Origin of the sequence: Pseudomonas kulmbachensis (genome assembly GCF_963681935.1) — a bacterium.
Classification (GTDB): domain Bacteria; phylum Pseudomonadota; class Gammaproteobacteria; order Pseudomonadales; family Pseudomonadaceae; genus Aquipseudomonas; species Aquipseudomonas kulmbachensis.
The window spans coordinates 2,273,005-2,285,030 of sequence record NZ_OY817088.1 but is presented as its reverse complement, the minus strand read 5'-3'; the positions used below and the strand labels follow the sequence as shown (position 1 = coordinate 2,285,030).

Below are 12,026 nucleotides of genomic sequence, written 5' to 3'. Positions count from 1 at the left end.
TTTCAGATAGTTACATCGTAGATATTCTCAAACAAGCTGAACCAGGGAGCCCTGCTCTAGGACTTTGTCGTGAGCAAGGCATATCTGTTTGCGTGAGCTTAAAACGAGGCGCCGAGGTTCAAAAACACTGTTTTCATCTGCACGTTCGGGACAAGACAGGCCATGTTGGTTTTTAAGGGATACCAACCTCTTCCTCACCTCACCCCTTAACCTTATGCCGCGCCGCATATAAGCAAACCATCTCCATAGCAATGTCGCTCCGGCTAACGCAGTCACTTCTGCATGGTCGTAAGGGGGTGAGATCTCTACCACATCCATACCTATCAGGTTGATGCCGCACAAACCCCGCAGGATTTCCAGCGCCTGGTGGGTGGTCAACCCACCGCATACCGGGGTGCCTGTGGCAGGGGCGAAGGCCGGGTCCAGGCAATCAATATCGAACGTCTGGTAGACCGGGTTATCCCCTACCCTGGCGCGGATCATTTCGGCAATGATTTCTGGCGTATTGCGATGCACCTCACGCGCTTCGATCACCAGGAATCCCATGACGTCGTCGTTGGTGGTGCGCAGGCCGATTTGCACTGAGCGCGACGGGTCGATCAGGCCTTCGCGGGCGGCGTGGTAGAACATGGTGCCGTGACTGATGCCCTGCTGGCTATCATCGGCATCAGGCCAGGTGTCACTGTGGGCATCAAAATGCACCAGGGAGATTGGCCCGTGCTTTTTGGCGTGGGCCTTGAGCAATAGGTAGGTGATGAAATGATCTCCGCCCAGGGTCAGCATGGCGCAACCCGCGTCGAGGATGCGCTCGGCATGGGCCTCAATGGCAGCCGGGTCTTTTGTGGCTGACTGTGGTCGAAGTCGCAGTCACCGTAATCGATCACGGCCAAATGGTCGAAGGGGTCAAACATCCAGGGATAGTGGCGCTCCCGGGCGCTCTGCACTGATGCGGCGCGAATGGCCCGAGGGCCACATCGGATACCTGCCCCGCCACATTGCCGCGCCCTGGCATGCACGTGGCCTTGTGCAACCGCTCGGTCCGGAAACGCTGGGTTTTAATGTGCAATTTTATTTAGCCAACCATCGCGGGCGCGAGCCTAGTGAGGCACAGTTCGCCTTGGTGGAGGATTTGAAGCTAGCGTTTGCCGATAACCCAGAGACACCACCAAGGTTTTGAAAACCGTAGGCCCTAGATCCAGACGTCGCTGTCGGCCGTACGCTCACCCCCCTCATGGCCGGTATTCAGTATCCCGCGAGGTTCGATCATCATGAGCTTGGTTTCGCTTTCGGCAGCTGTTCTGTGTTCTACCCCTCGTGGCACTACATAAAGCTCTCCCGGAGCGACATACACGCTGCCATGGGGTAGATCGATGCGCAGCTTGCCCTCTATTACAATAAAGGCTTCGTCGGTTTCCGGGTGTGAATGCCAAATGAACTCCCCCTCAATGCGTACCACCTTGAACTGGTACTCGTTCATTTCGGCGATTACTCGAGGGCTCCACTGCTGCTCAATGAGGGAGGCTTTTTGGGCAAGATTGATGGCGTGTTCGCTTGGTTGTTGTTGAGTGTGGCGCATGACGGATTCTCTATACATTAGGGAGCCATCACACTAACGAACGGGCGCGGGTCCCGGCTTGTACGATCCTGCAAGCTGACGCTGGGCTCGGATACGCTCAAGCCAGCGCATCGGTGGTACTCCGTAGCATATGGTGAAATGCCGAGTCATATGACTTTGGTCATGAAACCCCGCTGCCAGTGCCGCATCCACGAGGGTGAATTGATCAAGGATCAGTGCGCGAAAAAGATCGAGGCGACGCAACGTAACAAAGCGGTAAGGGCTTGTACCAAATAGCGCCCTGAAGTCTCGCGACAGGCTCCATCGTTCTCTGCCACTGGCATGCTCAAGCATCCCCAGAGTGATAGTCATATGAAGATTGGCCATGATGAAATCCCGCGCTCGCTTGGTAGCCTGGTAGTCCAACATCTTGCGCCCGCGCGGTTTGCCTGCGACAGCGCGCAGCGCCATGGCGAGGTCAAACAAAGCGTCCTGTTCCTCAAGGGAGTCGAGCGGGTGGTCCATTGCCTGCACGAAAGGTTGGCTTGCGTTATACAGGCGTAAATCGTCCGACAGCCCACCCGGGACATAGGGCAGTGACTCACCTCCCAACACCTGCTGAATCAAGGCAGGGTCAACATAGGCCATCCTGTAGCGGAAGCCCGCTTCGGTCCCGGCCATGCCGTCATGCAACTCGTCCGGGTGTAACACCAACGTATTCCCCGGTATACCGTGGCGCATAGAACCTTTGTAGTGAAAGCTCTGTACCCCCGACATCGTCCGACCGATGGAGTAGGTATCATGGCGGTGCGGATCGTAGCCATGCCCCCCGAACCATGCCTCGATTCGTTCTATTCGCCCTGGTTCGGCATTACGCAGAACCCAGTCTCTAGCGGGCAAAGATTTATCCCGATCCATGAATAGCTTTCCGATAGACCTTGGTGGGGTTGATGGTCCGTTGTGGACTTGAGTGGAAAACTGTACCTGCGAATGTAGAGAGGCGCAGGTGACTTTAACAGCGGCAAATCACGATTAATGCTTTGATGACGCAATGACAAGAGCTGCACGATATACAAGCCCATCTGACGCAACAGGCTTGTAATGCAGATCCAGGGTATGAATAACAGGCAGGTATCCGCCACGAGGGTTTAACTCTATCGTTGCGAGCAGCCATCGCCTACTCAAGGTCGCGCACACGCTAGCGGACCTTGAGCAAACCGATGTGACTAGACGCAAGCATATGCTCGATACACTGCAATATCGGCCGACAATGCTCTAGCCGGTGTTACCCCTTGGTCAGATCAACCAACGGCGTCTGCCGCACCTCAGTCTCCCGCCCACCCTGAATCTCGCTCACCTGCTTCAAGGCCTTATCCACAGCCGCCTTGTCTGCTAACAAGCTGTAGCTGATGCGGAACTGCTTGTGCTCCTTCGGCCCAATGGTCGGCACCAGGTTCAGTGGTCGCTGATAACGGCGGTTGTAGGAAAAACTGGTCCCTGGCTCCAGACCCGTGACATAGCCCTGCCCTTGGGTATCGGTGTTTTTCCACAGAGAAAACACCGGCAGCGTCTGAGTGTTGAAACCGACCGAAACACCCAGACTGCCGGCCTTGTTATGCAATACGGTCAACGTATCGCCTTTGGCATCGGCATACGGCACCACGTTGTAAACCGTTTCGTCGTAGTCCTTGGTCGGTGCGCGGTAGGTTTGCCAGTCGGGCAGATCGCCCTTGGCCTTGTCGTTGAACGGCGACACCTGTTTCACCGGCGCGGCGAAACGAGCACCCTGCTCCAGGAACGGAGTGCTGAAGTTACTGTGATACAGCGCCTGGTATTCCTTCGGATAATCGCCGTTGTTGGTCAGGGTGTCGTTGAGGGCGAACACTACGCTGCCGGGCTCGGTGACCAGTTCGGTCGCGACGGAGAAGTCGACCTTCTTGAACGCCTGCTCTTTCAGCTCGCCGCGCAGGGTGATGGCATACGGTGGTTTCTCATCGATGTGCAGGGTGACTTTGTTCGCAGGAATGTTGGCGGCCCGACCGTGCAGGGTCAGCAGTTCGCCGTTGTCGAGGCCGGGGTGGCCAACCCATTCGTATCCGCAGCGGGCGACCAGCTCATTGAAACCTTCCAGCCAGCCCAGGCCGCCGCGGCCATTGAGTTCGACGAAGGACGGATTGACCACTTCCTTGACCGGCGAATCCCAGCCCATACGCACATTGCCGACCGAAGCCTGCAAGACGTTCATTCCACGAGTCGGGACTACCGACAGTTTCATCGTACCGTTGTCGATGTCGACGATGCTGACACCCTCCTGCCGCCCGCCGTGCAAGGTGCGCAAGGTGACGCTGAAGGGTTTGTCGGTTTTTACGCCGAGTTGCTGGCTGGTGATCTGCCAGTTCTGGGCGGCATGATCGGTGTCGAGCAGAACGTAGTCCCAGGCCATGGCGTGGGAAGCAGCGGACAGTGCGCTGAGGGCAACAAAGAGTTTAAGCGGGGTCATGGCAGCAGCCTTTCTTGGAGTTGTTCCGCTTTATAAACTTGAAGAAACGTTTCAGCAAGTTTAAACAACGACATCGATACGGAAAGTGCCACGAAGGATTTAGCTTATCTGTTGCGTTGACCGGTTAAATCCACCACCGATTGCTTCCTGTCACAAAGGACTGCAATCGACATGATCCGGTGATACGGAGATTATGAGGCCGGTGCTCAGAGGTTTGGACGACTTCAATCGAACCTGGCATCAAACCCGGACCGTATCCTGGGGTAATCCAGAACCGCTCAAACACGTCGAAGGGTTCATCCTGCGCCAAGCGGACACAAAGCCCCGCACTAGGCGAGGCTCGGGGGTATCACATAGGGTTCTGAAACAGGCATTCAGCTGTCATGTTTTAGAAAAAACTCTCTGTCGAATGCTTCAACAACAGGCATAGCCGTACACAATCGACGGTGGCCCTCTTCGCTAAGTGACACCAAGTTTGCTCGCTGGTCTTGCGGGTTTGTTTGCTTTCCAATAAGCCCATCTTTCTCCAAGCGAGATATGATTTGCGAAATATGCATGCGATCCATACCGGTAAAGCTGGCGATGCCATGCTGAGTGATCTGCTCGCCCTCTCTCGTCAGCCAACCACTGACAGCCAGGATCGCGAATTGCGGCTGAGTAAGCCCCAAAGGTTTCAAGCGCGCATTGAGTTGACGCTGCCAGTCCAAAAAATCGCGCCATAGTCTGAATCCAGGACTCTCACTCGGCCCCGCGAAGGCCGAACCACTCCAGTTCTTCTCGACGCTATCCTTGTTCGCACTCATGAGCAACTTGCCTGGGCTTCACTGAACTTTTTGAGCCCCTGCATCGTGTTGGGTAGCGATGCCTGAATGGATCTACCAACCAGGTATCGAAACAGAAAGCTCAGTGGCCCGGAGAATTCAACCCAGTGGGTTGCGACCGTCCCCCCCTCTTTTTCCGTTAGCAAGTGCCCGAATTCCATACGGCATAACGGCAAACGGCTTTGCGCCGAAAAAGACATGCCCTCGGTCATTTCGACAATCTGAATGTTGGCTTTGGGTCCGACCCTTGGTTTAAGCCAACCTTTCGCACCCAGCTCAAGACCACCAGGCAAGCTTGCACAACTCACCTCTGGGTCCCAATCGGTCCAGCGCGCCGCATCCCTATACAAACGGAACACCTGCGCAGGGGTCGATCTAATTTCAATAGACTCTTTGATTTCCATGGCTTTTGCCTTACGTCAGTAGCGTCGAGATAATTGTAAATGCATTTACAATATAAAACCACGCGCCAAGCACAGCTCATAAAAATCGCTACTTACTCGATGCCCAGTGGTCCAAATAGTTGTGCAAGTGATCGTCAAATCGCAGGCAATAAAAAAGCCCGTAGACCTTGATCTACGGGGCTTTTGAATGTGGAGGACGGAGCCGGAATCGAACCGATGTGGGCGAATTTGCAACCCGGTAGGTAAATTCAAGAAAGCCTTGGGCTGTAGCGATATTCCTTTCCGAAACTCTGGCTGATTGGGTGCTGCGGCCGCTACTCACGCACCGTCGCTACCGAGTAGTAGCGACGGCTATCGAGCGGGAACTAGACGAGTTTAACCGCTAATGTTTTTTGCTTGCGATAGAGAACCGTTGTCGCCGTAAACCCGCGCATCGCCGCGAACATAAGCCAGTAAGCTGGCGATGCTTTATCCCCTGTGGCCTGGACAAGCAGGGTCGAGATTGCCGGGGTGAAACCGCCAAACACAGCAGTTGCCAGACTGAACGCCAGCGAGAAGCCAACCACACGTACGTTCTGAGGCATCACCTCAGTTAATGCTGCGACCATAGCGCCATTGTAAATACCGAAAAAGAACGAGAAGTACAGCAGGACGGCAAGCAATCGCTCGAAGCTAGCCGCCTCTGCCAGCCAATGCATAGCGGGATAGGAGGTAAAGATGCACAACAAGGAGATCGCGAGAAGCAGCGGGCGACGGCCTATGCGATCGGAAAGCGCGCCACCTATTGGTAACCAGAAAAAGTTACTGACGCCAACCAGCAACGTGACCACCAGGCTATCGGTGGTGCTCAGGTTCAGCACAGTTCTACCAAACGTGGGGGTATAGACCGTAATCAAGTAGAACGTGGTGGTGGTCATGGAGGCTAGCAATCCACCCGCAAGTACGGTGCGCCAGTTGTCACGCATCGAGCGAAAAACTTCACGAGTCGTTGGACGGTGCAGGCGTGCGGTGAATGCCGCAGTTTCTTCAAGTGAGCGCCGGATAATGAAAATGAACGGGATAATGACGCAGCCAATGAAAAAAGGAATGCGCCAGCCCCAGTCGGCGATTTCAGCGGCCTGCATCGTAGCGTTGATGGTGTATCCCAGCGCGGCCGCGACGACGATTGCAACCTGCTGACTTGCCGATTGCCAACTGGTGTAGAAACCGGTGTGGCCGGGTGTCGCAATTTCCGCAAGATAAACGGAAACACCGCCCATCTCTGCCCCGGCGGAGAAGCCTTGCAGCAGCCTGCCCAGCAACACCAGAATCGGTGCCGCTACACCGATGCTGGCGTAGCCAGGCACCAGGGCGATCAACACCGTACCAGCGGCCATAATTGACAGCGTCACGATCAGCCCCTTACGACGGCCAACCTTGTCGATGTACGCACCCAGTACGATTGCTCCCAACGGACGCATCAGGAATCCAGAGCCGAACACAGCAAAGGTCATCATTAGCGAAGCAAATTCGCTGGTGGCTGGAAAGAAGGTCTGGGAGATGTAAGTTGCGTAGAACCCGAAGAGAAAGAAATCGAACTGTTCCAGGAAGTTACCGCTGGTGACCCGAAAAATGGCCCCTAGCTTGGACCCCTTGGCGCGGGTTGTGGCCGTAGTAGTTTTCATCATGGCTGCCGTTATGCTCACTATTGTTTTTGGAATGAGTGTTTAAGCTGTTAGTCGTTGCCGGCAACGACCGGGTTGGGTTGGCGTTTCTCGATGGCGTGTTTGAGCAGCGCTGCGCTGCGGAAGATTCCATGGGCGAACTTGCTGTAGGGCATGGTCAGGAAAAACGCCATGACCAGACCGAGATGAATAGCCAGCATCAAGCCCAAGGCGCTGGTTTCTCGAAGCGCCAAAAGCGCCAGGCCGCTTGCGCTAACCAAAAACAGCAACGCGATGAAACCGCGATCCATAGGTTTCTGATTCTCGTCACCGTGCGCGGGGTTGCGACGCAGGTTCAGCCAGAGCAGACCTGCCGGGCCGATCAGCAAACCGATACCACCGACAATGCCCAGCATCACCGGCAAGCTGAAGATCGGATAAGGGGCCGACCAGTTCAGCAAATAGTGAAAAAGCGTGGCCACACCCGTGGCGGCGAAGCACAGCATGAAACCGTAGAAGGTGAGATGGTGGAAGCGACGACGCCAGAGGGTGAATTGATCGTCGGCGTTGTTGCAGCCCTTACCGTGGCCACCGTCCAGATATTTGAGTTTCGCGACGTTGGCCGTAGCTTCCAGTGCCGCGGACGCTCTTACTGGCAGAGACGCTGCCACTGGTGAGACGTTGCGCCAAAAGCGTCGCACTCCAATGGTTAGCGCGAGTACCGAAAAGCCGAACACCGCGCCGAACATCAACGCCAGGGTGTTGTGCGGGAAAATTTTGTAGAAGTTACCTCCCGGAATCGTCACGAAGAGGTTTCCCATGATCAACAGGGTGAGACATAGAAACAATGCCAGCCCTGCTCCCGAAGCCAGCGCCAGAGTCATACCGTTTCGCTGATACAACTTGCCCATCACCCGTGGCCATGCGTATTCGGCGTAAGTATCAAGGCGCACCTTGGCCATTGCCTTCGGTACATTGACCTCGAATTCATGGGGGGCGGAGTACTGACAGGCGTGCAAGCACGCACCGCAGTTGTGGCAAAGGTTCGCCAGGTAATGGATGTCCGCCTGATTGAACTCCAGGCGCCGGGTCATTGCCGGAAATACCGCGCAGAAACCTTCGCAATAACGACAGGCATTGCAGATGGTCATCTGCCTCTCGACTTCACTTTCGTCAAGATTGAGCACCGGGATCAAGTCGCCCGAAGCTTTGGGATCAAACAGTTGCATGTGAGGACTCCGTATTCACTGATGAAGCGTCAAAGCCCACAGCGGCGGCCGCTTGTGCACCGGCTATACGGCCGAACGCTGTACCGATGGCCATGCCGATACCTGCGGTGTAGCCCTTGCCCAGTACATTGCCGGCCATCATTTCTCCGGCTACGAACAGGTTGGGGCTCGCCTGTCCGTTGAAGTGCACGGCGGCGGTTTCGTCGGTGGCGAGGCCGAGGTAGGTGAACGTGACACCGGGTTTCAGCGGGTACGCGTAGAAAGGCGGTTTCACCAATGGCCGCGCCCAATGAGTTTTGGCCGGGGTCAATCCGTGGGTGTGACAGTCGTCCAGTACCGTGTGATCGAACGTACCGACGCGGCAGGCGTTGTTGTAACCCTCTACGGTCCTTACGAATTGATCTTCGGGTAGCTTCAATAGACGGGCGAGTTCTTGCAGGGTATTCGCGGTAGTCCCTGGAAAGACGGGAGGCATGAAGCGCCCGATGGCTTGTTGATCGATGATCGAGTAGGCCTGCTGCCCTGGTTGTCCGGCGACCAGGCGCCCCCAGATCGCATAGCGTTTAGGCCAGAAATCCTCACCTTCGTCGTAGAAACGTTCGCCGTCGCGATTGACCACTACGCCCAGTGATACGCAGTCGATTCGCGTACAGATACCGCCGTCGTAGAGTGGCGCGCGGGCATCGATTGCGACCATGTGTGCTTGCGTCGGATCGCCGATCACGTCAGCGCCAAGATCAAGCATGCGCCGCAGCAAAATACCGGTGTTGAATCGGGTGCCGCGAATCAGGAAGTTGTCAGCTGGCCATTCACCGCGCTCGTTCTGGCCCCAGGCTTCGCGTAACCACTCACGATTGGATTCGAAACCACCAGCAGCCAACACGCAGGCCCGGGCTTCAATACGCTCTGCGGCTACGCGCTGACCGTCGACTTGATGCTCGCCAATGTGGGCCGCAACGAACTTTCCATCGTCCAATTCAATGTCGGTGACCTGGGCGTTGTAGCGGATTTTCACACCCAACCGTTCGGCGCTGCGGAAGTACGCATTCACCAGCGCCTTGCCGCCACCCATGAAGAAAGCATTGGTACGGGCCACGTGCAGCGCACCTGACAGAGGTGGCTGAAAATGCACCCCATGTGAGCGCATCCAGTCGCGGCAAGAAGAGGATGCCCGAATGGCAATGCGTGCAAGCTTCTCATCAGTAAGACCGCCGGTGACCTTCAACAGGTCTTGCCAGTATTCCTCTTCCGGATAGGCGTCGATCAATACATCCTGCGGCTGGTCGTGCATGCACCGCAGGTTACGCGTGTGCTGGGAGTTTCCACCGCGCCAGATTTTCGGAGAGGCTTCCAGCAGCATCACGCTGGCGCCAGCTTCTCTCGCCATCAGAGCGGCGCATAAGGCTGCGTTGCCGCCCCCTATAATTAAGACATCGATCATCATCGCTCCTCGATCTGCAAGGAGGCTGGAACGAACTGCTCCTTGCGTGTAGGGGAACGATAGAGAGGGAGCCCGATAGTCGAAAGGCTGCTTTTGACACGGGGTGTTTAGTTTCCCTAAACACTTTGAGTCCTTCCGAAGCACATACGGCCGTGATTGAGCGCACGCTATTGCACGTCTAACTCTTCAATCCAGGTTGCGCCTGGCCACTGTTTGTCGATAACCAGTTGACGTGCGACATCGACGATAACCAGCCGGGTTGCCAATGCCGCTGGAGACAGTTCGTCATCAGCCAACGTCGCCAGCAGATTGCGCCGCCCCACATGTGGATCGGTAATTTTAACCAGTGAAAGTCCTGACTCGTCCTTCAATGCAGCTGCTGCCCCGGGTTGTATCGTTGCAGCATGACCGGCGCGCACGGCGTTCATCAGTACCGCGAGACCATCCACTTCCATGATGACATTGGGGGTTAATCCGACCCGCTCGAATGCGCTCATCAATGCCGAACGTAAACCATGCTGGGCACTGGGCATCACTAGCGGCAAGCCGCCTAGGTCGGCTAGCTGCACACTGTCACCACGAGGCGCTTGCGGTAGTTTTGGCGAGGAGATAACAAACAGCTTTTCATCCAGCAAGGGAGTTACGCTCCAACGTTTACCTCCTTCGAGCTGGAACAGAATTGCCAGGTCAATCTGCCTGGCGTTTAACTGGCCTGCCAAGTGTCCGGAGAGCATTTCCACCAAATGGAGTTGGATATCCGGATAACGGCTACGCATGGCGTTGATCAATGGCAGAGCGAGCACCGTCGCGGTAGTAGGTGGCAGGCCGACACTGACATAGCCACTCATGCGCCCGCGATGGGCTGCCATGATGGCGTTCTCTGCTTGGCGCAGGGTCAGCTGGGCATGGTGTAAAAATGCAAATCCAGCGCTGGTAGGCGTTACGCCCGTAGTGGTGCGATTCAAGAGGCGGGTGCACAACTCGCTTTCGAGCTTGGAAATCTGCTGACTGAGGGCCGACACGCCCACGTCCAACTCGAGTGCCGCCCGCCCTAGACTGCCATGCTCAATGATTTTTACGAAATAACGTAGTTGTCTTAATTCCAATGCTGTCGCTTCCCGCAAAAAGGCTAATCGAAACTTGAATGTTGTCACGCAAATACGCAACGACAAAACCTGATAACAGCTGTTCCTTGCTGCTCAAGTTCAGGCGAAAGCCTTGGGCAGCGACGTGAATATCGGCGGGTGGCGTGATGCCGCACATTAGGCAGCTGGCCCAGTGCCTAATGGCCTCTTCCAGGTGCGCCCCTCTCCTCGACGTGACGGTGCCTCACTCAATTCCAGTCATTTCTCATAGGCGGGGGATATTACAATGCCCGACTCTGCCCTATCGCCACCGTCAACTATGGGCCGAAGTGGACAATCCTGAAAGGCTGCTTCTGACCGAACTCCAAACTCAGATGAGGCTCCCCTCTCAGTTGTGACCCGTCCCCAGCAGGCGGGTTTTATTGTGCCTGCCAGGCTTTCCTCATTATCAGAGGAAACACGACGGCCGCCCTTCCCTACGACCCAACACCGGCCCTGATAGCTGGGTGTTGACACCGTTTGTGGGCGACTCATTTAGTGGGTACCTGAAGTCTCTCTGATGTAGACCTGAAGCGCGATCAGTCCTTGATCGCCGTCGCCGGTGATTCCGATAATTCAATGAGCATTCGCTGGGTCAAGTTGGTCTCTACGGGGCCCACAGGTACTGTAAGACAGCAATACCAAACAGATAAAAATCGAAATATTTTTTAAAGCATTCATCTATATTCCCTACAACAAAAGGCAATTAAAAAACAAAAAAAACGCTACAAACACCTCTTATATCAAAATAACCAATACGGAAAATCCACAATCTCGATTCGATATCAAACCTGGCCCAGGATAACTTGCGAACTTACCATCTCAGGGCTAAGTTAAGCCCTGTTGGTAATCACCAACAAATACTCAGGATGAGGCTATTGTGATGAGCGACTGCACTTGCAAGGAACATAACAAATTAGCATCCAGCGAACATATCCCTGATTACACGACTGTCGGGTTCGGCGTTACGGCTGATTCCCCCCCGACATTTGAGGGTGTGCTAGCGCTGAGGATGTCAGTCTGTGTTGGGGCTAGCTATAATCAGGCAACCAACAAAATCTGCTTTACCCTCCCGGTTTTCGGTGACTACTGTGTAAATTCACCGATTTCAATCCCGATCAGTGGCCAGTTAAAAGTTTGCGCAGAAACATGCGGTACATTTATGCCTACCGGCCTTAAAGCAACGATATACCTAAACGGTAGTGTACTCCTCACTGTGATGCTCTTTGGACTATGCTAAGCACTACGGCATAACCAGCGGATTCCGAAGAGACACTACAACCTGTATCTCTTCGGATTATTACCAGCC

Annotated in this window: 9 protein-coding genes and 2 pseudogenes; 1 reads left to right on the top strand and 10 read right to left on the bottom strand. The window is 55.1% G+C overall.

Going from position 1 to position 12,026, the window contains the following annotated elements; all coding sequences use genetic code 11:
- Positions 1-199 precede the first annotated feature (199 nt).
- From speB to U5A05_RS10405, 3 genes and pseudogenes are all read right to left on the bottom strand, one after another.
- Positions 200-983: pseudogene (gene speB / locus U5A05_RS10415) on the bottom strand (agmatinase); the annotation flags it as partial.
- 206 nt (positions 984-1,189) lie between these two features.
- Positions 1,190-1,576, bottom strand: coding sequence for a cupin domain-containing protein (locus U5A05_RS10410; protein ID WP_261742004.1), 387 nt, complete (start codon positions 1,574-1,576; stop codon positions 1,190-1,192).
- A 33-nt stretch (positions 1,577-1,609) separates the two neighbouring features.
- Positions 1,610-2,473 carry an AraC family transcriptional regulator gene (locus tag U5A05_RS10405; RefSeq protein WP_321836286.1) on the bottom strand — a complete coding sequence of 288 codons (864 nt, stop codon included), beginning with the start codon at positions 2,471-2,473 and terminating at the stop codon, positions 1,610-1,612.
- 224 nt (positions 2,474-2,697) lie between these two features.
- Here U5A05_RS10405 and U5A05_RS10400 point away from each other — a divergent pair.
- A pseudogene (locus U5A05_RS10400) lies at positions 2,698-2,834 on the top strand (magnesium chelatase subunit ChlI family protein); the annotation flags it as partial.
- Between the two features lie 6 nt (positions 2,835-2,840).
- Here the strand turns inward: U5A05_RS10400 and U5A05_RS10395 are convergent.
- The 7 genes from U5A05_RS10395 to U5A05_RS10365 form a co-directional block, all read right to left on the bottom strand.
- Positions 2,841-4,055, bottom strand: a complete 1,215-nt coding sequence (locus U5A05_RS10395) for an aldose 1-epimerase family protein (RefSeq protein ID WP_261742002.1) — start codon at positions 4,053-4,055, stop codon at positions 2,841-2,843.
- Positions 4,056-4,429: 374 nt separating this feature from the next.
- Positions 4,430-4,858 carry a MarR family winged helix-turn-helix transcriptional regulator gene (locus U5A05_RS10390; RefSeq protein ID WP_321836285.1) on the bottom strand — a complete coding sequence of 143 codons (429 nt, stop codon included), beginning with the start codon at positions 4,856-4,858 and terminating at the stop codon, positions 4,430-4,432.
- Positions 4,855-5,280 (bottom strand): SRPBCC family protein, encoded by a 426-nt coding sequence (locus U5A05_RS10385; RefSeq protein ID WP_321836284.1) that lies wholly within the window; start codon positions 5,278-5,280, stop codon positions 4,855-4,857. Before U5A05_RS10385 ends, U5A05_RS10390 begins: the two co-directional genes overlap by 4 nt.
- Positions 5,281-5,645: 365 nt before the next feature.
- Positions 5,646-6,947, bottom strand: coding sequence for an MFS transporter (tcuC, locus tag U5A05_RS10380; RefSeq protein WP_321836283.1), 1,302 nt, complete (start codon positions 6,945-6,947; stop codon positions 5,646-5,648).
- A gap of 47 nt (positions 6,948-6,994) precedes the next feature.
- Positions 6,995-8,152: a tricarballylate utilization 4Fe-4S protein TcuB gene (gene tcuB, locus U5A05_RS10375; RefSeq protein WP_261741998.1), complete on the bottom strand. Its 1,158-nt coding sequence runs from the start codon at positions 8,150-8,152 to the stop codon at positions 6,995-6,997.
- Positions 8,139-9,593, bottom strand: a complete 1,455-nt coding sequence (gene tcuA / locus U5A05_RS10370; RefSeq protein ID WP_321836282.1) for an FAD-dependent tricarballylate dehydrogenase TcuA — start codon at positions 9,591-9,593, stop codon at positions 8,139-8,141. The genes tcuB and tcuA overlap by 14 nt, the downstream gene beginning before the upstream one ends.
- A 167-nt stretch (positions 9,594-9,760) precedes the next feature.
- A complete protein-coding gene (locus U5A05_RS10365; RefSeq protein WP_261742414.1) occupies positions 9,761-10,699 on the bottom strand; it encodes a LysR family transcriptional regulator in 939 nt (312 codons plus the stop codon).
- Positions 10,700-12,026: the final 1,327 nt, after the last annotated feature.

Bases quoted from the DNA above. Each gene is read 5' to 3' on its own strand.
- U5A05_RS10410 (WP_261742004.1), bottom strand. From the start codon at position 1,576: ATGCGCCACACTCAACAACAACCAAGCGAACACGCCATCAATCTTGCC.
- U5A05_RS10405 (WP_321836286.1), bottom strand. From the start codon at position 2,473: ATGGATCGGGATAAATCTTTGCCCGCTAGAGACTGGGTTCTGCGTAAT.
- U5A05_RS10395 (WP_261742002.1), bottom strand. From the start codon at position 4,055: ATGACCCCGCTTAAACTCTTTGTTGCCCTCAGCGCACTGTCCGCTGCT.
- U5A05_RS10390 (WP_321836285.1), bottom strand. From the start codon at position 4,858: ATGAGTGCGAACAAGGATAGCGTCGAGAAGAACTGGAGTGGTTCGGCC.
- U5A05_RS10385 (WP_321836284.1), bottom strand. From the start codon at position 5,280: ATGGAAATCAAAGAGTCTATTGAAATTAGATCGACCCCTGCGCAGGTG.
- tcuC (WP_321836283.1), bottom strand. From the start codon at position 6,947: ATGATGAAAACTACTACGGCCACAACCCGCGCCAAGGGGTCCAAGCTA.
- tcuB (WP_261741998.1), bottom strand. From the start codon at position 8,152: ATGCAACTGTTTGATCCCAAAGCTTCGGGCGACTTGATCCCGGTGCTC.
- tcuA (WP_321836282.1), bottom strand. From the start codon at position 9,593: ATGATCGATGTCTTAATTATAGGGGGCGGCAACGCAGCCTTATGCGCC.